Source organism: Roseateles chitinivorans (assembly GCF_050632235.1).
GTDB classification, from domain to species: Bacteria; Pseudomonadota; Gammaproteobacteria; order Burkholderiales; family Burkholderiaceae_C; genus Roseateles; species Roseateles chitinivorans_A.
In genome coordinates, this window is record NZ_CP192584.1 from 2,697,747 (window position 1) to 2,723,424 (window position 25,678).

At 69.4% G+C, this 25,678-nt stretch carries 25 protein-coding genes and 1 pseudogene; 17 read left to right on the forward strand and 9 right to left on the reverse strand.

Annotated features, from left to right (window positions below; genetic code table 11):
- Positions 1 to 59: 59 nt before the first annotated feature.
- Positions 60 to 1,787: an alpha-amylase family glycosyl hydrolase gene (locus ACQ859_RS12260; RefSeq protein ID WP_431266014.1), complete on the reverse strand. Its 1,728-nt coding sequence runs from the start codon at positions 1,785 to 1,787 to the stop codon at positions 60 to 62.
- Between the two features lie 226 nt (positions 1,788 to 2,013).
- Between ACQ859_RS12260 and ACQ859_RS12265 the strand changes: the two genes are divergently transcribed.
- The 3 genes from ACQ859_RS12265 (at position 2,014) to ACQ859_RS12275 (ending at position 6,216) form a co-directional block, all read left to right on the forward strand.
- Positions 2,014 to 2,499 (forward strand): hypothetical protein, encoded by a 486-nt coding sequence (locus ACQ859_RS12265; protein WP_431266015.1) that lies wholly within the window; start codon positions 2,014 to 2,016, stop codon positions 2,497 to 2,499.
- Positions 2,496 to 4,826 (forward strand): alpha-1,6-glucosidase domain-containing protein, encoded by a 2,331-nt coding sequence (locus ACQ859_RS12270; RefSeq protein WP_431266016.1) that lies wholly within the window; start codon positions 2,496 to 2,498, stop codon positions 4,824 to 4,826. The genes ACQ859_RS12265 and ACQ859_RS12270 overlap by 4 nt, the downstream gene beginning before the upstream one ends.
- A 136-nt stretch (positions 4,827 to 4,962) precedes the next feature.
- Positions 4,963 to 6,216, forward strand: a complete 1,254-nt coding sequence (locus ACQ859_RS12275) for a tetratricopeptide repeat protein (RefSeq protein ID WP_431266017.1) — start codon at positions 4,963 to 4,965, stop codon at positions 6,214 to 6,216.
- On the opposite strand, the gene ACQ859_RS12280 is transcribed toward ACQ859_RS12275, so the two are convergent.
- From ACQ859_RS12280 to ACQ859_RS12290, 3 genes are all read right to left on the reverse strand, one after another.
- A complete protein-coding gene (locus ACQ859_RS12280; protein ID WP_431266018.1) occupies positions 6,213 to 6,557 on the reverse strand; it encodes a YkgJ family cysteine cluster protein in 345 nt (114 codons plus the stop codon). The two genes, ACQ859_RS12275 and ACQ859_RS12280, sit on opposite strands and share 4 nt — an antisense overlap.
- A 5-nt stretch (positions 6,558 to 6,562) precedes the next feature.
- The gene (locus ACQ859_RS12285; RefSeq protein ID WP_431266019.1) at positions 6,563 to 8,095 is read right to left on the reverse strand and encodes a protein kinase domain-containing protein; all 1,533 of its coding nucleotides are present in this window, start codon (positions 8,093 to 8,095) and stop codon (positions 6,563 to 6,565) included.
- A gap of 101 nt (positions 8,096 to 8,196) precedes the next feature.
- A complete protein-coding gene (locus tag ACQ859_RS12290) occupies positions 8,197 to 8,955 on the reverse strand; it encodes a metallophosphoesterase family protein (RefSeq protein WP_431266020.1) in 759 nt (252 codons plus the stop codon).
- A gap of 188 nt (positions 8,956 to 9,143) precedes the next feature.
- Between ACQ859_RS12290 and ACQ859_RS12295 the strand changes: the two genes are divergently transcribed.
- Positions 9,144 to 10,058, forward strand: coding sequence for a substrate-binding periplasmic protein (locus tag ACQ859_RS12295; protein ID WP_431266021.1), 915 nt, complete (start codon positions 9,144 to 9,146; stop codon positions 10,056 to 10,058).
- A 72-nt stretch (positions 10,059 to 10,130) separates the two neighbouring features.
- On the opposite strand, the gene argF is transcribed toward ACQ859_RS12295, so the two are convergent.
- A complete protein-coding gene (argF, locus tag ACQ859_RS12300) occupies positions 10,131 to 11,093 on the reverse strand; it encodes an ornithine carbamoyltransferase (RefSeq protein WP_067269860.1) in 963 nt (320 codons plus the stop codon).
- Positions 11,090 to 12,313 (reverse strand): aspartate aminotransferase family protein, encoded by a 1,224-nt coding sequence (locus tag ACQ859_RS12305; RefSeq protein WP_431266022.1) that lies wholly within the window; start codon positions 12,311 to 12,313, stop codon positions 11,090 to 11,092. The genes argF and ACQ859_RS12305 overlap by 4 nt, the downstream gene beginning before the upstream one ends.
- A 272-nt stretch (positions 12,314 to 12,585) precedes the next feature.
- Here ACQ859_RS12305 and ACQ859_RS12310 point away from each other — a divergent pair.
- From ACQ859_RS12310 to ACQ859_RS12320, 3 genes and pseudogenes are all read left to right on the forward strand, one after another.
- Positions 12,586 to 12,920: pseudogene (locus tag ACQ859_RS12310) on the forward strand (DUF3579 domain-containing protein).
- Positions 12,921 to 13,048: 128 nt separating this feature from the next.
- Positions 13,049 to 14,104 (forward strand): M14 family zinc carboxypeptidase, encoded by a 1,056-nt coding sequence (locus ACQ859_RS12315; protein WP_431266023.1) that lies wholly within the window; start codon positions 13,049 to 13,051, stop codon positions 14,102 to 14,104.
- Complete coding sequence (locus ACQ859_RS12320) at positions 14,101 to 14,907, forward strand: alpha/beta fold hydrolase (protein WP_431266024.1); 807 nt, start codon at positions 14,101 to 14,103, stop codon at positions 14,905 to 14,907. The genes ACQ859_RS12315 and ACQ859_RS12320 overlap by 4 nt, the downstream gene beginning before the upstream one ends.
- Positions 14,908 to 15,100: 193 nt before the next feature.
- Here the strand turns inward: ACQ859_RS12320 and rpsT are convergent, their stop codons facing one another.
- Positions 15,101 to 15,397: a 30S ribosomal protein S20 gene (rpsT, locus tag ACQ859_RS12325; RefSeq protein WP_067269869.1), complete on the reverse strand. Its 297-nt coding sequence runs from the start codon at positions 15,395 to 15,397 to the stop codon at positions 15,101 to 15,103.
- 165 nt (positions 15,398 to 15,562) lie between these two features.
- Between rpsT and murJ the strand changes: the two genes are divergently transcribed.
- The 9 genes from murJ (at position 15,563) to ACQ859_RS12370 (ending at position 23,785) form a co-directional block, all read left to right on the forward strand.
- Positions 15,563 to 17,137: a murein biosynthesis integral membrane protein MurJ gene (murJ, locus tag ACQ859_RS12330; protein WP_431266025.1), complete on the forward strand. Its 1,575-nt coding sequence runs from the start codon at positions 15,563 to 15,565 to the stop codon at positions 17,135 to 17,137.
- 10 nt (positions 17,138 to 17,147) lie between these two features.
- Positions 17,148 to 17,924: a SirB1 family protein gene (locus ACQ859_RS12335; RefSeq protein ID WP_431266026.1), complete on the forward strand. Its 777-nt coding sequence runs from the start codon at positions 17,148 to 17,150 to the stop codon at positions 17,922 to 17,924.
- Between the two features lie 107 nt (positions 17,925 to 18,031).
- The gene (gene hda / locus ACQ859_RS12340; protein ID WP_431266027.1) at positions 18,032 to 18,706 is read left to right on the forward strand and encodes a DnaA regulatory inactivator Hda; all 675 of its coding nucleotides are present in this window, start codon (positions 18,032 to 18,034) and stop codon (positions 18,704 to 18,706) included.
- Between the two features lie 52 nt (positions 18,707 to 18,758).
- Positions 18,759 to 19,427, forward strand: a complete 669-nt coding sequence (locus ACQ859_RS12345) for an HAD family hydrolase (protein WP_431266028.1) — start codon at positions 18,759 to 18,761, stop codon at positions 19,425 to 19,427.
- Complete coding sequence (gene pcnB, locus ACQ859_RS12350; RefSeq protein ID WP_431266029.1) at positions 19,424 to 21,067, forward strand: polynucleotide adenylyltransferase PcnB; 1,644 nt, start codon at positions 19,424 to 19,426, stop codon at positions 21,065 to 21,067. The genes ACQ859_RS12345 and pcnB overlap by 4 nt, the downstream gene beginning before the upstream one ends.
- Positions 21,068 to 21,090: 23 nt before the next feature.
- Positions 21,091 to 21,585 carry a 2-amino-4-hydroxy-6-hydroxymethyldihydropteridine diphosphokinase gene (gene folK / locus ACQ859_RS12355; RefSeq protein WP_431266030.1) on the forward strand — a complete coding sequence of 165 codons (495 nt, stop codon included), beginning with the start codon at positions 21,091 to 21,093 and terminating at the stop codon, positions 21,583 to 21,585.
- Between the two features lie 42 nt (positions 21,586 to 21,627).
- Complete coding sequence (locus ACQ859_RS12360) at positions 21,628 to 21,981, forward strand: DMT family protein (RefSeq protein WP_067269881.1); 354 nt, start codon at positions 21,628 to 21,630, stop codon at positions 21,979 to 21,981.
- Positions 21,982 to 22,105: 124 nt separating this feature from the next.
- Positions 22,106 to 22,753, forward strand: a complete 648-nt coding sequence (locus ACQ859_RS12365) for a DUF47 domain-containing protein (RefSeq protein WP_431266031.1) — start codon at positions 22,106 to 22,108, stop codon at positions 22,751 to 22,753.
- A 21-nt stretch (positions 22,754 to 22,774) separates the two neighbouring features.
- Positions 22,775 to 23,785 (forward strand): inorganic phosphate transporter, encoded by a 1,011-nt coding sequence (locus ACQ859_RS12370; protein ID WP_431258279.1) that lies wholly within the window; start codon positions 22,775 to 22,777, stop codon positions 23,783 to 23,785.
- A 245-nt stretch (positions 23,786 to 24,030) separates the two neighbouring features.
- Here the strand turns inward: ACQ859_RS12370 and ACQ859_RS12375 are convergent, their stop codons facing one another.
- Both ACQ859_RS12375 and ACQ859_RS12380 read right to left on the reverse strand, forming a co-directional pair.
- Positions 24,031 to 24,501, reverse strand: a complete 471-nt coding sequence (locus ACQ859_RS12375) for an NINE protein (protein ID WP_431266032.1) — start codon at positions 24,499 to 24,501, stop codon at positions 24,031 to 24,033.
- Complete coding sequence (locus ACQ859_RS12380; protein WP_431266033.1) at positions 24,498 to 25,118, reverse strand: GNAT family N-acetyltransferase; 621 nt, start codon at positions 25,116 to 25,118, stop codon at positions 24,498 to 24,500. Before ACQ859_RS12380 ends, ACQ859_RS12375 begins: the two co-directional genes overlap by 4 nt.
- Before the next feature lie 270 nt (positions 25,119 to 25,388).
- Here ACQ859_RS12380 and rpsP point away from each other — a divergent pair, with 270 nt between their 5' ends.
- A complete protein-coding gene (gene rpsP, locus ACQ859_RS12385) occupies positions 25,389 to 25,664 on the forward strand; it encodes a 30S ribosomal protein S16 (RefSeq protein WP_067269890.1) in 276 nt (91 codons plus the stop codon).
- Positions 25,665 to 25,678: the final 14 nt, after the last annotated feature.

Consider the following 25,678-nt stretch of genomic DNA (forward strand, 5'->3'; position numbering starts at 1 on the left):
CAGGGCGAGGGAGAGGGGGAGGCGAAGGAGCGTGTCAGAGCCGACATCCTGCCCGCCCTTCAGCGAACACGGAAGACCTGCACCGACCGCGGCGCGGCGGTCAGCGAGACCTGACCCCGGGCGTCGGTGGCGAGGGGCGCGTGGGCGGGGAGCGCGGCAAGAGCCGTGGACAGGTCGGGCGCGGTCTGGAGCAGCGGGCGTAGCCGTGCCTTCGGCGGCAGGCCGGGGAGCGTCACGTCGACGGTGTCCTGTCCGTAGTTGATGACGACCAGCACGCGCTGGCCCTGGTAGACGCGCTGGAAGCTGAGCAGTCGACCCTGTGCCAGCGGCGCCTCGTAGCTGCCGCGCGCGATCGCGGGCTGGCCGTTGCGCAGCGCCAGCATCCGCTTGTAGAAGTTCAGCAGCGACCCCGGATCCGCCGCCTGCGCCTGCGCGTTGTGCGTGGCGATGTTGGGCGAGGCCGGCCGGAACGGCGTGCCCGTCGAGAAGCCGCCGGACGCCGGCGTCCAGCTCATCGGCGCGCGCAGCGGCGCGTCGCCCGGCAGTCCGGCGACACCGGCCTGGCCGATCTCCTCGCCGTAGTAGATGAAGGGCGTGCCCGGCAGCAGCAGGTAGGTCGCGGCGGCGAGCTTGTAGCGCGCCTCGTCGCCGTCGAACTGGTCCCACGCCCGCTTGCCCGCGAAGATGTCGTGATTGCTCAGCATCGTGGCCATGGACAGCGGCGCTTCGGTGAAGAAGCGCGCGACCTTGGCGACCGCCTCGACGGAGCCGTCGCCGCCCTTGGCCGCATCGATCACCGCGCGTTCCAGTCCGAAGGCGAAGGCGCTGCCGCAGATGTCGTCGCGCGTGTAGACCTTGGGCTCGGCGGTCGCCTCGCAGACGACGAAGCGCCGCGGGTAGCGCTTGATCAGGCGCGTGAACTCACCCGTCAGCGCGCGGCTTTCCGGCTGGTCGTTCCACTCCTTCGCGCTGTTCTCGAACAGGTGGGGCACGGCGTCGAGCCGGTATCCGTCCAGGCCCCGGTCGAGCCAGAAGCGCAGGCTGTCCTCGTGGTACTTCACCACTGCGGGGTTGCGCATGTTGAAGTCAGGCATGTGCGGCCCGAACACGGCGAAGTAGCGCGGCGAGCCGGCGGGCGACTGGGGCGTCGATGCCGGCTTGGGCGGCGCGCTGGCGCCTTCCGGCACGTCGGGCACTTCCTCGCCGGGCAGGTACCACGGCGTCTTGCCCCAGATGTCCCAGTCCTTCAGCTCGCCCAGCGGCTGCGAGGTCCACACGAACCAGTCGCGCCACGGGCTCGCCGGATCCGCCGCCGCCGCGCTGAACAGCGGATGCTCGCGCGCGCTGTGGTTGATCACGTAGTCCATGACGACGCCGATGCCCCGCCGGTGGGCCTCGCGGATCAGCTCGTCGAAGTCGGCCAGCGTGCCGTACTGCGGCTCGATCGCGCGGTAGTCCGTCGTCGCGTAGCCGTGGTCGCGGTCGGCGCTCGCGGTGATCGGCATCAGCCAGATGCCCTTGACGCCGAGGTCCTTCAGGTAGTCCAGCCGCTGCGTCACGCCGCGCAGGTCGCCGATGCCGTCGCCGTCGCTGTCCTGGAAACCGCGCACGAAGATCTCGATGAACGCGCCGTGCTGCCAGCCCTCGGGCAGCGTGCTGCGCCCGCGGACCTCCTTCACGGGCGAGAGATCGACCGGCGCGGCGTCCGCCACCGGCGCAAGCCCGCCAGCGGCCATCGCGACGGCCAGCATCGTGGCGGCGGTGAGGGCGATGGGGCGACGGGTCATCTCGCGGTCTCCGGATCTTGTTGTTGTGCGTGTAGCAAAAGTACAAATTCTGGCGCGACCTGAAGTTTCATTCAAGGCGCCGTCGCGCCGCAGCATAGAAGGTATGGCCTATGAAGGGAAGTCCTGATCGTTCCTGTTTGTAGTTTTGCTACCATCAAATGCGAAGTCCGGTTTCACCCTCAGGCGGTGGGGGCCGGCGGCAGAACAACACCTCGATGGAGATCCGATGGGCGTCCGCTCGACCTTGTCCCGCGCCTGGCCGCGTCTGACGGCATTGATGCTGAGCGGCCTGGCCGGCATGCCGGTCGCCCTCGCGGCCGACGGTCCGGCCGCTCCCGCGGGGGCGCCGTCCCTGGCAGCCTGCGACGCCGGGGCGGCGACGGTGCTCGATCCGCAATCGCCCCTGCTGGCGGCGGCCACGCCGGCGGCGCCGCAGCCGGTGTGGCTCGACGCCCGCCGTCTGCGTTGGCCGGGTCTGGTCCTCGCGGCGGGCGAGGTGGTGCGCTGGCACCACTCGGCCGCCGGTGGACTGACCTTGAACGATGGACGGATCTCCGGGGCCGATCGCAGCGCCACGCTCCGGGTTGTCGACACGGCACGCGAGCCATTGAGTGCGGAGACCGCCGCGCAGGCCGCCTATCTGGGCGCCGGCGCGGAGTTCGCATTGGAGGAGGGGGCGATCCCGCAGCGTGGCAGCGCGGTCAGGCCTTGATCGCTGTCGAGGACGCGCAAGGGCGCGTGCGGCGTTGGAGTCCTGCACAGACGGCCCGCGCGCTCGACGCCCTCTTTGTCGCCGCCGAGAGCGAAGCCGCGCTCGGCGTGACGGTGGCGCCGAAGGGGGCTGCCTTCAAGCTGTGGGCGCCGACGGCCGACCGCGTCGAGCTCTGCGTCTACGACGGACCCGACAGCGCGGCGCGTGCGCGCCTTCCACTGGCCCGCGACGATCGTGCGGGGATCTGGGCCGTCGACACGGCGCGCCTGTCCGGCGCGTCTGGCGTGCGCAGCGGCGCCTACTACCGTTACCTGGTGGAGGTCTTCGTGCCCGGCGTCGGCCGCGTGCGCAACCTGGTGACCGATCCGTACTCGGTGAGCCTGTCGGCCGACTCGGCGCGCAGCTACGTCGCCGACCTGTCCGAGCCACGCCTGCAGCCGCGCGGCTGGTCGGCCAGCCGCATCCCCGATCGCGTGAAGACACCGACCGACATGGTCGTCTACGAACTCCACGTGCGTGATTTCTCGCGCGACGATCGCAGCGTGCCCGCCGCGATGCGCGGCAAGTACCTGGCGTTCACGCAAGCCGGATCGGCTGGCATGCGCCATCTGCGCGCGCTCTCCGCCGCCGGGTTGACCGACGTGCACCTGCTGCCGGTCTTCGACCTGGCCACCGTGCCGGAGCGCCACTGCGTGGTGCCTCGCGTGCCCGAGGCCGCGCCCGACAGCGACGCGCAGCGGGCGGCCGTGATGGCCGCCGCCGACCGTGACTGCTTCAACTGGGGCTACGACCCGTTCCACTACAGCGCGCCGGAAGGCAGCTTCGCCAGCGATGCCAACGACGGCGCGGTCCGCGTGCGCGAGCTGCGCGCGATGGTGATGGGCCTGCACGCGGCCGGGCTGCGGGTCGGCATGGACGTCGTCTACAACCACACGACCGCCTCGGGTCAGCATCCGCACTCGGTGCTGGACCGCATCGTGCCCGGCTACTACCAGCGCCTGGATGCGCTCGGCCGCGTCGAGCGCTCGACCTGCTGCGACAACACGGCCACCGAGCACCGGATGATGGGCAAGCTGCTCATCGACTCCATCGTGCTGTGGGCGCGCGAGTACAAGATCGCCTCCTTCCGATTCGACCTGATGGGCCACCAGCCGCGCGAGGTGATGGAGCGGCTGCAGGCGCGACTCCAGCGCGAGCTGGGCCGGGACGTGCCGCTGATCGGCGAGGGCTGGAACTTCGGCGAGGTCGCCCACGGCGCGCGCTTCGTGCAGGCCTCGCAGCTGTCGCTGAACGGCACCGGCATCGGCACCTTCAGCGATCGCGGCCGCGACGCGGTGCGCGGCGGCGCGGCGGGCGACGACGCCGCCACGTCGGCGCGCCGGCCCGGGTTCGTCGTGCCCGCGACCGCCGGCGATGCCGCCCGCCGCGAGGAGCTGCTGCACCAGGGTGATCTGCTCAAGCTGGCGATGGCCGGGACCTTGCGCAGCTTTGAGCTGGAGACCGCCGACGGCCGCCGCGTCGCCGGCGAATCGCTGCCCTACGGCGATCAGCCCGCCGGCTACGCATCGGTGCCGGCCGAGGTCGTCAACTACGTGGAGAACCACGACAACCAGACGCTCTTCGATGCGCTCGTGCTGAAGCTGCCGCGCGCGACCGGCGCCGACGACCGCGCCCGCACGCAGGCGGTGGCGCTCGGCATCAATGCGCTGAGCCAGGGTGTCGCCTACTTCCACGCCGGCGGCGAACTGCTGCGCTCCAAGTCGATGGATCGCAACAGCTACGACTCGGGCGACTGGTTCAACCGGCTGGACTGGCGCGGCCGGGACAACGGCTTCGGCGCCGGGCTTCCGCCGGGGCCAGCGGGCGGGCCGGACGACGCGGTGCTGCGGCCGCTGCTGGCCGATCCCGCGATCAAGCCCGGGCCGGCACAGATCGACTGGACGCGGCGCGTGTTTCTCGATCAGTTGCGGATCCGCGCGAGCACGCCGCTGTTCCGGCTCGCCGACCCGCAGGAAATCCGCCGCCGGCTTGCCTTCCACAACACCGGACCGGACCAGCAGGCCGGCGTGATCGTCGGTCGACTGGACGGGGCCGGACGCGCGGACGCCGTCTTCGAGCGCGTGTTGTTCGTCGTCAATGCCTCGGCCGAACCTGCCGCGCTGACCGTGCCGGCCGAAGCCGGTGTCGCCTGGCGCCTGCATCCGGTGCAGCGGGCGGCTGGTGCGGCGGATGCGCGTGTGCGGTCCGAGGCGCGGGCCGACGGCATTCACGGGCGCTTCCGCGTGCCGGCGCGCAGCGTCGCGGTGTTCGTCGTCGAACGACGCTGAGCGCCGCCGGTCCGGGCCCTCGCCGGGCCGCTTTCACGCCCGGGATTACCCCGTCCGTCGCACGGGCAACGCCCCCCGTGCGGCGGAGTAGCATGATTCGTCAGCGGCCCCGTCAGAGGCCGTATCGGAGACGGTCATGGGAACGATCCAGGTGACGCAGGCGACTCCTGCCCTCCATCCGGCCCGCAGGGCGCTGAGGCGCGGCGCGGCGCTGCTGTTCGTGCTGGCGATGACGGGATGCGCCACGGCGCCGGAAGCGCCGCCTGCGGTCGACACGCATGCCCTGATCCACGACGAGCTCTTCCCGCCGTCGCGCGACGTCATTGACCCCGCCCAGGTCATCGCGATGACGCCCAGGATGCGCGAGTTCCTGCACAGCCGGATTCCGAACGCGAACAATGGCGTCTCGTTGACGATGGATGCGCGCGACATGCGCCATCTGCTGCTGGACGCGCTCTACAACCGCAACGAGCTCCAGCTCGAATACGACGCCGAGAGCACGCGCACCGCCGCCGAGGCCTTCGATGCCAAGGCCGGCAACTGCCTGTCGCTGGCGATGATGACGGCGGCCTTCGCGCGCGAGATGGGCCTGCCGTTCGTCTTCCGGCAGATCTACGACGAGGAGCAGTGGAGCCGCGTCGGCGACCTGCAGGTCGTCTCCGGCCACGTCAACATCGCGCTGGGCCGGCGCAAGACCGACTTCCGGGTGCTCGGCAACGACGAGCCTTCGCTGGTGGTTGACTTCCTGCCCGGCGCGCAGATCTCGCGGCAGCGCGCGATGCCGGTGGACGAGCGCGCGATCGTCGCGATGTACATGAACAACCGCGCCGCGGAGCTGATGTCGCAGGCCCAGATCGACCGCGCCTACTGGTGGGCCCGGGCGGCCTGGTTGCACGACCCGCGGCTGCTGACGGCGCTCAACACCCTGGGCGTGATCTACCGCCGTCACGGCGACACCGCGCTGGCCGAGCGCGCCTTCCGCTACGTGCTGGCGCATGAACCGGCCAACGTGCAATCCATGTCCAACCTGGCCCAGGCGCTGCGCTTCCAGGGGCAGTTCGCCGAGGCGCAGCAGCTCGAGGCGCAGCTGGCGCTGCTCCAGCCGTATCCGCCGTTCAAGTTCTTCGACCTCGGCATCGCCGCGATGAAGGCGGGCGAGTACGCCAAGGCCAGGGACCTCTTCGCCAAGGAGATCGACCGCTCGGCCTACTACCACGAGTTCCACTTCTGGATGGCATTGGCCAACGTGGGTCTGGGCAAGTGGGACGTCGTGCGCACGGAGCTCGCCAAGGCGCAGGAGTTCAGCGTCACCGGGCCGCAGCGCCAGCTCTACGCGGCCAAGCTGGAGAGCCTGAAGGCCAGGATGCAGCCCGCGAAGGTCCTCCGCTAGGCCGCGGTGAGGGGCGGGAGGCCCTGGCGGGCGCGGGCACGCGCGCAGGCGTCGTCGCCGATGCCCAGCGGTGAGCGCAGACTGAACTCGCGGCAGGGCGAGGGGCGCCATTCATAGATGCCGCAGCCGGCGCGCTCGCCGACCTTCCCCTGCAAGGCGGCGCAACGCGGCCGCGCGTGGTCGGTGCCGCGCATCCGGCAGGTCGAGTCCGTGACCTCCACCGTCAACCCGTCCGGCACCGTGCCGCCTTCGCTCAGCAGTTCCTGGCGCGAGAAGTCGACGCGGAAACTCGCGCAGCAGGCGCCGCAACGGGTGCAGGGGTTGTCGGCGAAGGCGGACATGGCGTTCAGTTCGACGCCGACGGGCTGATCAGCGTGCTGTCAGGCGGCGGCGGGTCGTCGGGCAGCACGGGTTCGCGCACGACGGTGACGGTGCAGGCGCACTGCGACACGACCTGCGCCGACACGCTGCCCAGGTAGCGCCGCATCATCGAACTGGCGCGCGCGCCCATCACGACGTGGTCGACGCCGGTCTTGGCCGCGAACTCGATCAGCGCATCGGCGGCGTCCGGCGCCTCGAGCACGTGGAAGGTCAGCCGACCGTCTTCGAGCGCCAGTTCCCGTGTCATCGGATGCGCCCAGTTCTTCAGCGCGATCAGCTGCTGCACGTGATGGCTGCGGCCGTGCGCGTCGGTGAGCTCGTCCATGCCGATGCGGTTGGTCTTCATCACGCAGACGCAGGCCAGTCGAGCGCCGGGTTCGGTCTGCATCAGGCGGCGGACGATCTCGCGCAGTTCCTCGAGCAGTGTCGGCGTGGCGCCGAGCACGTCGACGGCGGCCATGATCACGGGGCTGCGGGCCACTTGCGCGCCGACCGAGGCCGGGGCGTGCGGCTCCTCGCCCATCGCCAGGAACCAGCGCTTGAAGCGGCGCACCATGCCGCTGCGCTGCAGCTTGTGCGCGCGCGCCGTCAACGGCACCGCGTCGGGACGCTGCAGGTCCAGCGCGAGCTGCGCGGCGCTCTGGTAGCGGCGCTCCGCGCGCACCTCCAGGCAGTGCAGCACGATCTCCTGGAACCACGGCGGCAGCTCGGGCCGGATCGCGCGCGGCGGGATCGGATCGACGTAGAGCCGGCGCCGCAGCTGCCGCACCGAGGTCGGCTGGCCGAAAGGGCGCTCGCCGGTGGACAGGTGGTAGAGCATGACGCCCAGCGCGAAGAGGTCGCTGCGCGGATCGTTGCGGACGAACTGGACCTGCTCCGGCGACATGTACGGGCCGGTGCCCATGGGCAGCGAGAACTCCTCTTCCAGCAGGTCGGGCAGGAAGTCGTGCCGCGACAGGCCGAAGTCGACCAGCACCACGGTGCCGTCCGGGCGCAGGAGGATGTTGCTGGGCTTGATGTCGAGGTGGACCAGGTGCTGGCGGTGCAGGTCGGTCAGCGCGTGCGCGACCTGGATGCCGATCTCGACAACCTCCACCAGCGGCAGCGGCGCCTGGTCCAGGCGCGGGCGCAGGCTCTCGGCCTCGATGCGTTCCATGACGATGTAGGCCTGGCGGCGCCAGTCGCCGCGCGCGACGAAACGCGGCACGTGCGGCCCCTTGAGCGCCGGCATGATCATCTGCTCGACCTCGAAGCCGACGATGCTGGCCGGGTCCTCGCCGCCCTTGATGCGGGGGACCTTCATGATCAGGGGGAAGTCTTCGGCCGGGTGCGCGGGGTCCGTCGGATCCTGCCGTCGCACCTGCCAGAGGTTGGCCATGCCGCCCTGGTGCAGGCGGGCCTCGAGCACGAAACCGTCCAGCACCTGGCCCGGCTGCAGCGGCGAGGTGATCGGGACCGGGATTGAAGTTGAAGCGTGCGTCGAGTGGGCGTCGTTCATCGATTCCTTGGCACTTCTACCGCCGCTGGCCCTCACCTCCGCCCTCTCCCGCAAGCGGGAGAGGGAGTAAGAGGGTGGCCGTCGACGACCATCAGTGGCACTCAGCGGCCGGCGACCAGGCGTTGCGCGAGGCGGTCCGCCAGGCCCGCGGGCAGGCCGGGCGCGGCGCGCAGCGCGGCGGCGGCGGCGTCGACATCGTAGGGCACCCGCTGGAAGCTGAGTTCCTCGCTGTCGTGATCGAACAGCGCGTAGGCGGCGGCCGGGTTGCCGTCGCGCGGCTGGCCGCAGGCGCCCGGGATGACGAGCCACTGGCGGTTGGGCAGCAGCGGGATCGGCACGCCGGGCTGCGGCTTGAAGTCGCCCGCCTTGCCGGTGCCGGAGAGGTGGTACAGCATCGGCTCGTGCATGTGTCCGCAGAAGGTGTAGCGGCACTCGGTCGCATGCAGGCTCCGCATCGCCTCCAGCCGGCCCTGCACGTAGGCGAAGCCGGTCGGGTCGAAGGCGTTGGCGTGAACGTAGAGGCAGTCGTCCTCTTCCTCGGACATCGGCAGCCCGGCCAGGAAGGCGATCTGATCGTCGGTGAGCCGCGCGCGCGTCCAGGCGATGGCGGCGCGCGCGTCCTCGTTCATCGTGGGGCGGGGGCCTTGCGTCACGCCCAGGTCGTGGTTGCCGGCGACGACGATGGCGCCCTCCGCGCGCAGGGCCCGCACCTGGTCGACCACCCAGCCCGGATCGCTGCCGTAGCCGACATAGTCGCCCAGGAGGGCGAAATGCTGGGCGCCCTCCCGCCGGGCATGGTCGATCACGGCTTCGAAGGCTTGCCGGTTGGCGTGCAGGTCGGAAATCAGGGCAGTCTTCATGGCAACGGCAGGGTGCGGACAGCAAGGATGCCACGGGTGGCTGACGTCAACCTTCGCAAGATGGCGAGTGGCGAACGGCGATCCCCCCGAAGGGAGGGGCTCGCCCCCTCTGGATGGGTGAAACGCTGGCGAACTCGCGGGTTTGACGCGTTGTGATCGTCCGGCGCTTTGCTACTCTGGCCGGCGACATGGAACGCCAGGAGGACGACGTGACGAGCGCGCAGAGTCACCGGCAGTTCCGGCACGGGAGAGAAAAAGATGAGCACGTATTTCGGGTGGCCGGCCGCGCGCGTCGCGGCCGGCTGGGTCCTGGGGCTGATGCTGGCGTCGGCGACGCAGTCCGCGGCGGCGGACTGCTCGCGGCCGATCCGCGTGCCGGTGGCGCCCATCGGCATGAGCGTGGTGACCTCGGGCGGCGAGGTCGGGGGGTCTATCCGGACCTGCTGCGCAAGGTCTCGGCGGAAACCGGCTGCCAGTTCGAGTTCGTCGTCGTGCCCCGGGCGCGGGTCGAGGCGATGTTCGCCGCCAGCGGGGCCGATGTGCTGGTGCCGGCGACGCGGACCTCGCAGCGGGACCTGCATGGCGATTTCATCCCGATGATGAAGGCGCGGCCGATGCTGATCTCGCTCTCGTCGGACCGCGCGCCGGTCGAGAGTCTGGCCGAGCTCGGCGAGCGGCGCGAGTTGCGCGTGGCGGTGGTGCGCGGCTTCGACTACGGCGAGCCGTATCAGGACCTGCTGAGGACGCTGAAGGCGCAGCGCCGGCTGGTCGTCGAAGCGGACGTGGCGGCGGTGGTGCGCGCGCTGGAGCGCAACCTGGCCGACGTGACGGTGATGGCGCCGTCGATCCTGGCGGGCACGCTGTTGCAGGACTCGAAGACGCGGCCGCTGCTGGACCGGCTGCGGCTGGAGGCGATGGCGGAACTCACCTGGACCGACAGCGGGATCTACCTGTCGCGGCACCTGCCGGCCAAGGACCGCGAGGTGCTGGGCGACGCGCTGGAGCGGAACTCGCGCTCCGGCACCGTCTGGAAGACGCTGCAGAAGCATTACCCGGCGGGATCGTACGAAGAGGGCCTGAAGGCGCTGGGGGCGCCGAAGTAGCGGCCGCGACGGCGCCCGGACGGAACAAGGCCCGCGCGTGGCGGGCCTCGAGGTCTTGGCGGGGCAGTGCGCTCAGCCGATGCGTCCGAGCAGCAGGTACTCCATCAGCGCCTTCTGGACGTGCATGCGGTTCTCGGCCTCGTCCCAGACGACCGACTGCGGACCGTCGATGACGTCGGCCGCGACCTCCTCGCCACGGTGCGCCGGCAGGCAGTGCATGAAGAGCGCATCCGGCTTGGCCTGCGCCATCATGTCCTTGTCCACGCACCAGTCCGCGAACGCCGTGCGGCGCGCCTCGTTCTCGGCCTCGTAGCCCATGCTGGTCCAGACGTCCGTCGTCACCAGGTCCGCGTCGCGGCAGGCTTCCTTGGGGTCCTTGAAGACCTTGTAGCAGCGCGTGTCCTTGATGCCCGCGACGGCCGGGTCGATCTCGTAGCCGCTGGGCGTGCTGACGTGCACGGTGAACCCGAGGATCTCCGCCGCCTGCAACCACGTGTTGGCCATGTTGTTGCCGTCGCCGACCCAGGCCACCACGCGTCCCTTCAGGCAGTCCATGTCGATCGCGCCGCGTCGGTCCATCCCGCGCTGCTCGATGAAGGTGAACAGGTCCGCCAGGATCTGGCACGGGTGGTACTCGTTGGTCAGCCCGTTGATCACCGGCACCCGCGAGTGCGCCGCGAAGCGCTCCAGCTTGGTCTGCTCGTAGGTCCGGATCATCACGATGTCGACCATGCGGCTGATCACGCGCGCGCTGTCCTCGATCGGCTCCGCACGGCCGAGCTGGCTGTCGCCGGTGGTCAGGTGCACCACCGAGCCGCCCATCTGGTACATGCCCGCCTCGAAGCTCACGCGGGTCCGCGTGGAGGCCTTCTCGAAGATCATCGCCAGGGTGCGGTCCTGCAGCGGCTGGTACTTCTCGTAGTTCTTGAAGCGGCGCTTGATCGTCGCCGCCCGTTCGAACAGGTGGGTGTACTCCTCCGTGCGCAGGTCCTTGAACTGCAGGTAGTGACGCATGAGCGTGTTCCCCGGTTTCATGGCGCGGACGCAGGTGCGGCCAGGAAGGCCTTCACCAGCGGCACCAGACGCGCGGCGATCTCGGCGGCTTCCTCGCTCGTGAGGATCAGCGGCGGCACCAGGCGGACGACCTTGTCGGCCGTCACGCTCAGCAGCAGACCGGCTTCCATCGCCTGCGTCAGCAGCACGCCGCAGGGGCGGTCCAGCTCGATGCCGATCATCAGGCCGTGGCCGCGCACCTCGACGAGGCCCGATTCGCCTGCCAGGCCGTGCTCGATCGCGGCCTTCAGCTCGGCGCCGACGGTGGCGGCGTTGGCCAGCAGGCCGTCCTCCTCCATCACCGTCAGCGTCTCGACGCCGGCGCGCATCGCCAGCGGATTGCCGCCGAAGGTCGTGCCATGGTTGCCCGGTCCGAAGACCTTGGCGGCCTTCTCGCCGCACACGACCGCGCCGATCGGCACGCCCGAACCCAGGCCCTTGGCCAGCGGCATCACGTCCGGCACGATGCCGGCCCACTGGTGCGCGAACCACTTGCCGGTGCGGCCGATGCCGCATTGCACCTCGTCCAGCATCAGCAGCAGGTCGTGCTCGTCGCACAGCTTGCGCAGCGCCTTCAGGAAATCGATGTGCGCCGGGTTGATGCCGCCTTCGCCCTGGATGGTTTCCAGGAAGATCGCGGTCACGTTCGGGTGCTCGGCGATGGCCTTGCGGATCGCCTCGATGTCGTTCAGCGGCACGCGGACGAAGCCCGGCACCAGCGGACCGAAACCGGCCTGCACCTTCGGGTTGCCGGTCGCCGACAGCGTCGCGATCGAGCGGCCGTGGAAGGCCTTCTCGAACACGATGACTTCGGGGTTGTCGTTGCCGCGGTCATGGCCGTACTTGCGCGCGATCTTGAGCGCGGCCTCGTTGGCCTCCAGGCCGGAATTGCAGAAGAAGGCGTTCGTCAGCCCCGACAGCGCGCAGAGCTTGGCCGCGAGCTGCTCCTGCAGCGGGACGTGGTAGTAGTTGCTCGTGTGGATGAGCTTGCCCACCTGGTCCCGCAGTGCCGCCACCAGCTTCGGATGGTTGTGTCCGAGCGTGTTGACGGCGATCCCGCCGAGGCCGTCCAGGTATCGTCGGCCGGCCGTATCCCAGACCCAGGCGCCTTCGCCGTGCGACAGGGCGATCGGCAGGCGGCCGTAGGTGTGCATCACGTGGGGTTCGGTCGGGGCGGCGAACGAGGAGTCCGGGGCGTTCATCAAGTCTCCAAAGCGTGGGAGGGGTGGGGGAAGAATCTCCAGAGGCTCCCGGCAATCCCCGGTCCGGGACCGGGGTGGGGGAGCCGGACGATTCTACGGGTCGACCCTGGGGTGCGAGGAGATTCCTCCTGCACAGCCATGGCAGTCCCGCTGACCAGCGGGAGCCCTGCGGACCCGGTGAGCGACGGGGCGAGCAGAAGCCCACGTGTGCTGCGCCGCAACACATCCAAGGCACAATAGCGGTTTTGCCGGGACGCGTGAGACCGTAGCCAATGACTGAGCAGCCCAAGCCGCGAGAAGTGTTCATCCAGGGGATCACCACGGATGGCCGCACCTTCCGCCCGAGCGACTGGGCCGAACGTCTGGCTGGCGCGATGTCCTGCTTCCGGCCCGGCGGCACCCGCAGCGGCCGCGACGCCTACCTCGGCTACTCCCCTACTGCGTGCCGCGTGTCATCGACGGCATCAAGTGCGTCATCGTCAACGAGGCGCTGAAGTCCGTCGAGCCGATGGCCTGGGAGTTCGTCATGAACTTCGCCCGCGACAACAAGCTGCAGGTCGTCGACGCCTGCCTGCTGCCCGACGGCCGCGAGGCCGGCAAGGCCTGACACCCCACCTTCTTCCCGGGGCTCCCCTGAACGGATGACCGCGCTGGCCCGATCGGGCCATCGCCAGCCGGCGCCCTTGCGTCTACGCTGACCGGTTCGCCGCGACCTCCCCACCGGGTTCCCTGGACATGGCCGTCTTCACCGCCGACGCGGGCTCCCGGGCCGCGGCCGTCCTGCCGGAAATGCAGCAGCTGCTGCGCCTGATCGACCAGGGCGGGTCGCTGCTGCAGGCGCGCGAACTCGCGACGGTGGACAGCGTCGGCGGCCCGCTGCCGGTGATCGGCCTGACGCTGGGCAATCCGGATCCCGCCGTGCCCGCGCTCGGTTTCATCGGCGGCGTGCACGGGCTGGAGCGCATCGGGGCGCAGGTGGTGCTGGCCTACCTCGGCAGCCTGGTGCGCCGGCTGCGCTGGGACCTCAGCCTGCACCAGCAGCTCGAGTCGCTGCGGCTCGTGTTCCTGCCGGTCGTCAATCCGGGAGGCGTGCTGGCGGGCTCGCGCGCGAATCCGCGCGGCGTCGACCTGATGCGCAATGCGCCGCAGGACGCGGACCGGGGCGTGCCTTTCCTCGTCGGCGGCCATCGGCTGACGCGGCATCTGCCGTACTACCGGGGGCGGGCCGGCGCGCCGCTCGAAGCCGAGAGCGAGGCGCTGTGCCGCTTCGTCCGCGAGGAACTGCTCGGACGCCCGGTCTCCATGGCCATCGACTTCCACAGCGGCTTCGGCCTGCGCGACCGGATCTGGTTCCCGTATGCGCGGACCCGCCATCCGATGCATCACCTCGCCGAGATCCACGCGCTGTGCGAGGTGCTCGATCAATGCCTCTCGCCGCATCCCTACGTGATGGAGCCGCAGAGCCGGCATTACCTGACCCACGGCGACCTGTGGGACCACCTGTACGACGAGTCCCTCTCCCTTGATCGAGGGATCTTCCTGCCGATGACGCTCGAAATGGGGTCATGGCTGTGGGTGAAGAAAAACCCGCGCCAGCTACTCTCCCGGCACGGCATGTTCAACCCGCTGATCGCCCACCGGCAGCAGCGCGTGTTGCGACGGCACATGGCCTGGATGGACTTCATGACCCGTGCGACGCAGAGCGCGTCGCGGTGGTTGCCAGGGCCGGACACAAGAATCGATCACGGGGAGCAGGCGTTGATTCGCTGGTATCGGAGGACGGCTGGATGAGCGTCCACACGTGGGTGCTGTTGCGCGGGCTGACCCGCGAAAGCGGCCATTGGGGCGACTTCCCCTCACGCCTGTTGCGTGCCCTCCGGGTGCAGCAGCCGGAGGCCCGGCTGGAACTGCTCGACCTGCCCGGCAACGGCGACAAGCACCGTCAGAGCAGCCCGACCCATGTCGACGCGATGATGGAGTCGTGCCGCGCGGAGCTGCGCCGTCGCGGCGTTCCGCCGCCGTACCAGGTGCTGGCGATGTCGCTGGGGGCGATGGTGGCCAGCGAATGGGCGGCGCGCCACCCGGGCGAACTCGACGGCGTCGTGCTGATCAACACCAGCCTGCGGCCCTTCAGTGCCTTCTTCCGGCGGCTGCGGCCGTCGAACTACTGGTCCCTGCTGCTGCTGAGCCTGACGCGGCTGAGCCTGCGCCGGCGCGAGGCCAAGGTGCTGCAGATGACGACGCGGATGCAGCGTCAGCCGGACCAGGTGATCGACGACTGGGTCTCGATCCAGCGTGAGCATCCGGTGCGGCGCCGCAATGCGCTGCGGCAGCTGCTGGCGGCGGCGCGCTATCGCGCCAGCCTCGCCAAGCCGCAGCCGCCGATGCTGCTGCTGTGCAGCCAGGGGGATTCGCTCGTGGACTGGCGCTGCTCGCAGGCCATCAGCCGGGCATGGGGTGCGCCGCTGCGGCTGCACCGGCATGCGGGGCACGACCTGCCACTCGATGATGGGGACTGGGTGGCGCGCAACGTCGCGGATTGGCTCCACGTGCGCGAGGTCGTCGGACAGATCACGACGCCGATGCCTCTATAGAGTCCGCTCCAGCCGACGCGGCCATGAGGTGTCGATTTGGGATGCCCCGCTAGGCGCGAACCGTAGCCATGGTCCGGCCATGGCGAGGATTCGCAACGACGCGGAGCGCCCAAAGCGGCACCTCAGGGCCGTGGCGGGAATGAAAAGCCCGCCTTTCGGCGGGCTTTTTCTGCACCAGAGCTGGATCTGTCTATCAGGCGGCCAGCGCCTTGATCTTCGAAGACAGGCGGCTCTTGTGGCGAGCAGCCTTGTTCTTGTGGAAGATGCCCTTGTCGGCGACCGAGTCGATGACGGGCTGGGCGGTCTTGAACAGGTCAGCGGCCTTGGCCTTGTCACCCGTGACGATCGCCTTTTGCACGTTCTTGATGACCGTGCGGAACTTCGAACGCAGCGCCGAGTTGGCGGCGTTCAGCTTGACGTCTTGACGTGCGCGCTTGCGGCCCGAGGCCAGACGCACGGTTTTCTTCTTGGCTTTGGAAGAGCTTGCCATTGTGTTATTTGTCCAGTTGGTGCAAAGACGGCGAGTATAGCAGCCAGGATTTGAAAAACCAAATCCGCAGTATTGCGGCCGCACCGGGACACCCATAATGCGCGGTCTCCCGCCGGGGCGTCCGTCCTGGCTGCATTGTCCCCGCATCGCCTCCGCGCCGCCTGAATGAACCTGCTCCGCACCGCCTCCGTCGTTTCGGTCTTCACGCTGCTGTCGCGCATCACGGGGCTGGTCCGCGAACAGATGGTGGCGGGCCTGTTCGGCGCCAATGCGATGACCGACGCCTACAACGTGGCGTTCCGCATCCCCAACATGCTGCGCCGGCTGTTCGCCGAGGGTGCGTTCTCGCAGGCCTTCGTGCCCTCGCTGGCCGCCGCCCGTGCCAAGGACGGCGACGAGGCCACCCGCCACCTGATCGACGCCGTCGCGACCGTGCTGCTGTGGGCGCTGCTGGCGACCTGCGTGATCGGCGTGATCGGCGCGCCGGTGCTGGTCTGGGCGCTCGGGGCGGGCCTGTCCCGGGACGCCCACGAGGCGGCCGTCGTGATGACGCGCTGGATGTTCCCGTACATCGGCTTCATGTCGCTGGTGGCGCTGTCGGCCGGCATCCTGAACACCTGGAAGCGCTTCATCGTGCCGGCGGTGACGCCGGTGCTGCTGAACCTCGCCTCCCTGGCCTGCGGCTACGGGCTCACGCCGGTCCTGGCGCACTACGGTTACGAACCGATCTATTCGCTGGCGCTGGGCGTCATGATCGGCGGGATCCTCCAGCTGGCGGTCCAGGTGCCGGCGCTGCGGCGCGTCGGGTTGATGCCGCGGTTCGCGCTGGACTTCGCCGGCCTGCGCCGCGCCGCCGGCGACGAGGGCGTCCGCCAGGTCCTGCGCAAGATGGGCCCGGCGCTGCTGGGCGTCGGCGTGGCGCAGCTCTCGCTGCTGGTCAACACGCAGATCGCGATCGCGGTGGGCGAGGGCGCCGCTTCCTGGCTGACCTACGCGGACCGGCTGATGGAGTTCCCGATCGCGCTGCTCGGCGTCGCGCTGGGCGTCGTGCTGACGCCGCAGCTGGCGGCCAGCACGGCCAAGGGCGAGACGCAGAAGTACTCGGGCCTGCTCGACTGGGGCCTGCGCCTGACCTTCCTGCTGGCGCTGCCCTGCGCGGTGGCGCTGCTGGTCTTCGCCGAGCCGCTGGTGGCCGTGCTCTACCAGCGCGGCGCGTTCCACGCCCGCGACGTCGCCAGCACGGCGCACGCGGTGATGGGGTACGGGCTCGGCCTGATGGGCCTGGTGTCGATCAAGGTGCTGGCGCCCGGCTTCTATGCGCGCCAGGACATGCGCACGCCGGTGCGCATCGCCGTCGGCGTGCTGGTGCTGACGCAGGTGTTCAACCTGATCTTCGTGTTCGGACTGAAGGTCGGCGTCGCCGGGCTGTCGCTGTCGATCGGCCTCGGGGCCGTCGTCAACGCGCTGCTGTTGCTGCGCGGGCTGCGCAAGCTCGGCAGCTACACGCCGGAGGCCGGCTGGCCGCTGTTCCTGCTGCGCGTGTCCCTCGCCAGCGCCGCGATGGGGGCGCTGCAATGGTGGCTGGCCGGGCACTTCGCCTGGGTGGGCGGCAAGGGCTTCCATTTCGAGCTGGTGCGTGCCGGCTGGATGGCGCTGAGCCTGGGGGCGTCGGCGCTGCTGTATTTCGGCGTGCTGCTGCTGCTGGGGGTGAAGCTGCGCCAGTTCGCGCGCCGGGCGTAGACTCGGACGCATGAGTTCGCCCTTGCAGTGGACGGTGCCGTCGGCGCTGGAGTATTTCTCGACGCTGGTTGCCGACGACGACACGCTGAACCTGGCCGAGGCCGCCATCGCGATCGCGCTGGACGAAGTGCCCCGGCTGGACGTCCAGCAGGTGATGGCCGAGCTGGACCGCCTGGGCGAGCGGCTGCGCCACCGCCTGCCGGCCGACGCGCCGCCCAGCCACCGGCTGCGGATGCTCAACCAGTACTTCCATGGCGAGCTCGGCTTCGCGGGCAACGTCAACGACTACTACGCCGTCGGCAATAGCTACCTGCACCAGGTGCTGGCGACGCGTCGCGGCATTCCGATCTCGCTGGCGATCATCTACATGGAACTCGCATCGCACGTCGGCTTGCAGGTGAAGGGCGTGAGCTTTCCCGGCCACTTCCTGATGAAGCTGCGACTGCCGCAGGGCGAGGTCGTGCTGGACCCGTTCAGCGGACGTTCCCTGGGGCGCGGCGAGCTCGACGAGTTCCTCAGCCCCTGGCGCGAGCGCGCCGGCCTGATGCCTCAGGAGCCGATGTCGCTGGATGCCTTCCTCGGGACCGCGCCGCCGCGGCAGATCCTGGCCCGAATGCTGCGCAACCTGAAGCAGATCCACATGGACCAGCAGGACCTGCCCCGGCTGCTGGCCGTCCAGCGCAAGCTGGTCGCGCTGCTGCCCGACGACCGCGTGGAGCGCGCCGAACTCGAACAGTGCCTGCAGCAGCTGCGCGATGCGGGTGGCGGACCGGCCACCCTCCATTGAGGGTGCGGAATGGGGAGGAGCGTCGGACGACGCTTAGAATCTCCCTCTTCCCGAGGGTGCGACCTCCGCGTCGCCGACGTCGCCCCGCCATCCAACGCTGAAGTGGTTTGAAGCAGATCCCGCTGTCGCTCGGTCCCGAGCCCGACTACACCTTTGACACGCTCCTCACCGGTGCCAACACCGCCGCCCTCACGCATGTGCTGGCGCTCGGGACGGGCTCGCCGCCGGTGTTCCTGTGGGGGCCGCCCGGCAGCGGCAAGACGCACCTGCTGCGCGCGCTCGCGCGCCACTGGCAGCAGGCCGGCGCGCAGGTCGGCTGGTACGACGCCGACACGCCGCTGCCCTGGGAACTGCCCACCCACCCGAGCCTGCTGCTGCTCGACGACGCCCAGCGCTTCGACCCGGGCCAGCAGCATGCGGCCTTCGCGCTGTTCGTCGAGGCGGCGACGCTGGGCCTGGCGGTCGTCTCGACCGGCACCGCGCCGCCGGTGGACCTGGACCTGCGCGAGGACCTCCGCACCCGGCTCGGCTGGGGACCGACCTTCGCGCTGCAGCCGCTGTCCGAGGCCGAGGTCCGCGCCGTGCTCCGCCGCGAGGCCGACCGCCGCGGCATCGCCTTGAGCGACGAGGTCATCGACTACCTGCTGACCCGCTACGCCCGCGACCTCAAGCACCTGATGACGCTGCTGGACGGGCTGGACGAATTCGCCCTGGCCAGCAAGCGGGCGGTCACCGTGCCGCTGCTGCGCCAGATGCTCGCCGACCAGGGGGCGCTCGCCTGAGGGCGTGATGCCGCCGGTTGCTTCGCTTTCAAGATCTTTCAAGGATTTCGACGTGGACCTGACCCTGTTCGACCTCGACGGCACGCTGATCCCGCAGGACTCGGACCACGCCTTCGGCGGTTACATGGTGGAGATCGGCTGGGCCGACGGCGCCGCCTGGGCTGCCCGCAACGACGAGTTCTACGCCGACTACCAGCGTGGCGACCTCGACCTGGACAAGTACGTCGAGTTCGCGACCTCGGTGTGGCGCGCCCGGCCGCTGGCCGAGGCCGAGGCGGCACGCACCGATTTCATGGCCCGGATCGTCGCGCCGATGTTGCGCGACAATGCGCGCGCACTCGTGCAGCGCCACCTGGACGCCGGGGATCTGGTGGTCGTGGTGACGGCGACCAACGAATTCGTGACCGCGCCGATCGCCAAGGCCTTCGGCATCGATCACCTGATCGCCGTGCAGCTGGAGCGCGACGCGACCGGGTCGTTCACCGGGCGCGTGCACGGCACGCCGTCGTTCCAGGCGGGCAAGATCGTGCGCGTGAACGAATGGCTGGCGGCGCAGGGGCGCCGCTGGGAGGATTTCGAGCGCGTGCATTTCTACAGCGACTCGATGAATGACCTGCCGCTGCTGGAGCGGGTCAGTCATCCGGTGGCGACCAACCCCACCTCGGCCCTCGAGGCGCTGGCGCGCGAGCGCGGCTGGCCGATACTGAAGCTGTTCGAATGATCAAGAAATTCATCAACAAGTTGTTGGGCAAGCCCGAAAGCACCGCCACGCCGCTGGGCAAGCGCGTGGAAGTCACCGCGGAGGAACACCGCATCGACCCGGCCCTGCTCGACGAGCGCGGCGTCAAGGTCGTCAAGGGGCTGACCGACGCGGGCTACGAGGCCTTCATCGTCGGCGGCGCCGTGCGCGACCTGCTGCTGGGTCGCCGGCCCAAGGACTTCGACGTCGCCACCGACGCTACGCCGGAACAGGTCAAGAACCAGTTCCGCCGTGCCTTCATCATCGGCCGGCGCTTCCGCATCGTCCACGTGGTCTACGGCCGCGGCCGCGAGCACGAGGTGATCGAGGTCTCGACCTTCCGCGCGCTGCTCAAGGAAGACGACGCCGAACAGGTGCAGGGCAACGAGAAGACGTCCAAGGGCGCGCTGGAGGGCAAGTCGCACGTCGTCGACGCGTCCGGCCGCGTGCTGCGCGACAACGTCTGGGGCCCGCAGATCGAGGACGCCGCGCGACGCGACTTCACCGTCAACGCGATGTACTACAACCCGGAACGCGAGCTGGTGGTCGACTACCACGGCGGTCTGGCCGACGCGCGCAAGAAGGTGCTGCGGATGATCGGCGACCCGGAGAGCCGCTACCGCGAAGACCCGGTCCGCATCCTGCGCGCCGTGCGCTTCGCCGCGAAGCTGGGTTTCACGATCGAGCCCAAGACGCGCGCGCCCATCGCCGCGATGGCGCCGCTGCTGGCGAACGTGCCGCTGTCGCGCATGTTCGACGAGATGATCAAGCTGCTGCAGACCGGCCACGCGCTGGCCAGCATCGAGGAACTGCGCAAGCAGGGCCTGGCGCGCGGCGTGTTCCCGATCCTGGACGCGGTGCTCGACAAGGACGGCGCGCTGCCGGACAACGTGCACGGCAAGTTCGTCCGGCTGGCGCTGGAAGACACCGACAAGCGGGTCGAAGAGGGGCGCTCGGTCGCGCCGAGCTTCATGCTCGCCTGCATGCTGTGGGGCGAGGTCCAGCAGCGCTGGACGCGCCTGATCGACGGCGGCGAGGGCGCGGTGGCGGCTTTGCAGCAGGCGATCGACCTGGTCTTCGACGCGCGCGTCGGCGACATCTCCGGCCGCGGCAAGCTCGCGGCGGACATGCGCGAGATCTGGATGATGCAGCCGCGCTTCGAGCGCCGCACCGGCAGCGGTCCGCACCGACTGATCGAGCAGCCGCGCTACCGCGCCGGCTTCGATTTCCTGGCGCTGCGCGCCGAGGCGGGCGAGATCGATCCGGCCCTGGCCGACTGGTGGGAAGACTTCGCGCTGGGCACCGAGGACGAGCGCCGCGCGCTGCTGGACCTGGCGCGCGAGACGCAACGCCAGGGCGGCCCGCGCAGCAAGCCCAAGGCAGGCGGCGGACGCGTGCACTCGGTGCCGCGCGGCGCCGTCAGCACGTCCTCGACGATGCCGGTCAGCGGTGAATCGGCGGCCGCGCTGCCGATCGATGCCGAAGCGGTGGAGGTCGCGGAAGGCGAGGGCGGCGTCGGCCATCCCGCCAAGAAGCGCCGTCGTCGTCGCAAGCCGAAGGCGGCGGGTGGCGCCGGCGGTGCGGGGGCGTCGACGGAAGCCGGCCCGTCCGGCGACGAGTAACGCCGTCGCAGCATCCTCGGCGAATGATCACGGCCTACGTCGGCCTGGGCGCCAACCTCGGCGACCTGCGGCGCACGCTGGAGGCGGCGTTGGCCGATCTCGCCGACGTGACCGACGTGACCCTGGAGGCCGTCTCTTCCGCCTGGCGCAGCGCGCCGGTCGGATGCGAGGGGCCTGACTACCTGAACGCCGTCGCCCGCGTGACGACGACGCTGCCGCCGCTGACACTGCTCGCTGCGTTGCAGGCCATCGAATCGCGCCACGGGCGCGAGCGCCCGTTCGTCAACGCGCCGCGGACACTCGACCTCGACCTGCTGCTCTACGGCGACCAGACCGTCGCCCTGGACCGGCTCCTTGTTCCGCATCCTCGGCTGCACCAGCGCGCCTTCGTGCTGCGCCCCTTGCTGGAGCTGGCCCCGACGCTGGAAGCGCCTGGTCTCGGCGGACTGGCAAGCCATTTGCCATCGGTCGCCGATCAGATCGTCGAGCGCGAAGACGCGCCGCTGCGTCTGCCCTGACGACCCGCCCTCCACCTTCAACCTCTTCCGGGAGTCCGACCCATGTTCGCAACCGCCGCCGGCTGGCAGATGGTCGCCCTGCTGACGCTGTCCAATGTCTTCATGACCTTCGCCTGGTACGGCCATCTGAAAGAGCTGGCGTCCAAGCCGTGGTACGTCGCCGCGCTGATCAGCTGGGGTATCGCGCTGTTCGAGTACCTGCTGCAGGTCCCGGCCAACCGCATCGGTTATGACGGCGGCTTCACGCTCGCCCAGCTGAAGATCACGCAGGAGGTGATCACGCTGGGCGTGTTCGTCCCGTTCTCGATGCTGTTCATGAACCAGCCGTTCAAGACGGACTTCATCTGGGCCGGCCTGTGCCTGATGGGGGCGGTCTACTTCATCTTCCGCAGCTGAGATCGGGAAAGCGGCTGAAATGGCTCCAACGGGCCATGGGCGGCTACACTCGCGGGTTTTCCGTGACACGGAAATGAACCATTTGTGACGATCCGGCGTGGATCGCACGGCGCGGAGCCTCCCCATGTTTTTCGGCAAGCTGCTGCCCCGAGAGGGCAATTTCTTCGAACTGTTCAATGAGCACGGCACGCAGATCGTCGAAGGCGCGCGCGCCTTCATGCTCATGATCCAGAACTACAACGACCTCACGCTGCGCGAGAAGTACGCCGCCGAGGTCGACAAGGCCGAGCACCACGCCGACCGCGTCACCGCCGAGGTGAACCGGCTGCTGCATCGCACCTTCATCACGCCGATCGACCGCGAGCAGATCCACGGCCTGATCAACGCGATGGACGACATCCTGGACCTGCTCCAGGACTCCAGCGAGACGATGCAGCTGTACGACGTGCGCTCCATCCCCGAGGAAGTGCTGCGCCTGGGCGAGCTGTCGGCCAAGTGCTGCGAGCGCGTCAAGCACGCCGTCACGCTGCTGCCCAAGCTGAGCCAGCCGCAGACCGCCGAAGCCGCCATCAAGGCCTGCGAGGAGATCGACAAGCTCGAGTCCGATGCCGACCGCGTGATGCGCGCCGCGATGTCCAAGCTGTTCCGCGAACAGGAAGACGTGCGCGAGCTGATCAAGCTCAAGGCGATCTACGAGCAGCTGGAGTCCATCTCCGACCGCTGCGAAGACGTCGCCAACCTGATCGAGGGCATCGTCCTCGAGAATTCCTGATCCGGTCGCGGAGCGTCTCCCATGGGAACGATGCACGTGGCCTTCTGGGTCGTGGCCATGCTCGTGGTGCTGGCCGTCGCCTTCGACTTCATGAACGGCTTCCACGACGCGGCGAACTCGATCGCGACGGTCGTGTCGACCGGCGTCCTCAAGCCGCAGCAGGCCGTCCTGTTCGCGGCCTTCTTCAACGTGATCGCGGTGCTGTTCTTCGAGCTGAAGGTGGCAGCGACGATCGGCAAGGGCTCGATCGACGCGTCCATCGTCGATCACCACGTGATCTTCGGCGCGCTGATCGGCGCGATCGCGTGGAACGTGATCACCTGGTTCTACGGCATCCCGTCGAGCTCGTCGCATGCGCTGATCGGCGGCCTGGTCGGCGCGGCGATCGCCAAGGCGGGCACCAAGGGACTGATCATGAGTGGCATCGGCAAGACGGTGCTGTTCATCTTCGTCTCGCCGCTGCTGGGCTTCCTCCTGGGCTCGCTGCTGATGGTGGCGGTGGCCTGGCTGTTCAGGCGCAGCTCGCCGCTGCGGGTGGACAACTGGTTCCGCCGGCTGCAGCTGGTCTCGGCCGGGCTGTACAGCCTGGGACATGGCGGCAATGACGCGCAGAAGACGATCGGCCTGATCTGGATGCTGCTGATCGCTTCGGGCTACGCGGGCGCCGGCGAGCATTCGCCGCCCACTTGGGTCATCGTCGTCTGCTACCTGGCGATCGGCATGGGCACCATGTTCGGCGGCTGGCGCATCGTGCGCACGATGGGACAGAAGATCACCAAGCTCAAACCCGTCGGCGGTTTCTGCGCGGAGACCGGCGGCGCGATGACGCTGTTCCTCGCTACGGCGTTGGGCGTGCCAGTTTCCACCACGCACACGATCACCGGCGCCATCGTCGGCGTGGGCTCGACGCAGCGCGCGTCGTCGGTGCGATGGGGCGTGGCCGGGAACATCGTCTGGGCCTGGATCTTCACGATCCCGGCGTCGGCGTTCATCGCCGGACTGTTCTACTGGATCAGCTTCACGCTGTTCTGAGGCCGCTGCTGGCCCTCACCCCCGCCCTCTCCCGCAAGCGGGAGAGGGAGCCCGATCGGATCCACTCGCAGCGCAGGCTCCTCTTTCGCCCTCTCCCGCTTGCGGGAGAGCAACTGTGTCAAACGCAGGCAGCGGTGGAGGTTCTCCCTGGGAGAGGCCGCGGTGGAGGATGCTCCCTCTCCCGCTTGCGGGAGAGGGCAGGGGTGAGGGCCAGCGGCGGTGGAAGTACGGAGGCGTTCCCGCGACTACTGGCTGATCTCGCGGGCGGCTTCGACCTGCGATTCGAAGTAGCGCTGCGCGGAGAAGGCGATCGTCGCCATCAGGCAGGCGCCGCCGACCATCAGGCACACGATGACGCCCAGGATCGGCAACCAGCCGGTCTTGCGCAGCGTCCCGCGGTTGAAGCGGTCAGCCCAGCGCTCGTCGGGCATCAGGCCGTAGACGATGCCCGCCAGCATGCTCTGGGCGATCATCAACCCGAGCAGCGGGATCAGGAACCACGCGGTGACGTCGTCCTGGCCCAGCGTGTCCATGCGGTGCACGCCGTACAAGCCCAGCAGCGTCGGCAGCGGATGCAGCCAGGCCAGCTTGTCGCTGAACCCGTGCAGATAGAAACGATGCGCCCCGAGGCTGCCGAGCGCGAAGCTCAGCCAGGTGGCGACGGTCTTGGACTTGAGGTCCGCCGCGCCGCCGGCGTCGGGGGCGACGGCGCTCATGCGGCCGGCGTCTCGGCAGGCGCGGAGGGGGCCGCGGGCGAAGCGGTCGCCGCAGCTGCGGGCGTCGCTCCGGTGGGGGAACTGGTGTCGCCCTGACCCAGTTGCCGTTGCATCAGCACGACATCGAGCCACTTGCCGAATTTCCAGCCGGCGGACTTCATCACGCCGATGTCCTCGAAGCCGTGGCTGCGGTGCACGCCGATCGAACCGAGGTTCTGCGAGTCACCGATCACGGCGACCATCTGGCGGGCGCCGGCGGCTTCGCAGCGGGCGATCAGTTCGGCCAGCAGCAGCCGGCCGACGCCCTGGCCCTGCGCCTGGGGCGAGAGGTAGATCGAGTCTTCGACGAAGTAGCGGTAAGCCAGGCGCGGGCGGAAATAGTTGGCGTACGCGAAGCCGAGCACCTGCCCGTCGCGCTCCGCGATCAGGTAGGGCAGGCTGCGGCTGAGCACCTCGGTGCGGCGGCGTCCCATCTCGGCGCGGTCGGGCACATCGGTCTCGAAGGTGCCGGTGCCGTGCAGCACCGCATGCTCGTAGATCTGCTGGATGGCGGCGATGTCACCCTCCAGGCTGGGGCGGATCAGGAGAGGGGAGGAACTGCTGGTGGTCGTCGTCATTGGGGGAGGAGGACAAAGCGTCAAACGCGAGTTTATAATGCTTGGTTTTGGCGCTGGCCCCTGGGTGTGGCTGTCACGCTTCGAAGCTCCCTGAAACGGAGCATGCGGGCGAAGGACGGACCGGGGGCGTATCTACGGAGCCAGCTGTCGACCTGCCGTGGGGAATCGATGCGCGACGCACGCGTACCCGACGAAAAGTCGATTCAATCTCTGCTTGCCCCTGTGTGTCTCCCTGGTGCGGTGGAACGCTCAAAACCTGAAGGATAGATCATGGTCGTTATTCGACTCTCCCGCGGTGGCTCCAAGAAGCGTCCGTTCTACAACCTCGTCGTGACGGACAGCCGCAATCGCCGTGACGGCCGCTTCATCGAGCGCGTCGGTTTCTACAACCCCGTGGCCACCGGCAACGCCGAAGGCCTGCGCGTCTCGCAAGACCGCGTGGCCTACTGGGTCGGCACCGGCGCCCAGCTGTCGCCGGCCGTCGCCCGCCTGGTCGACGTCGCCAAGAAGTCGGCTGCCGCTCCGGCCGCCGCTGTCGCTGCCTAATCCTCCGGATCGCA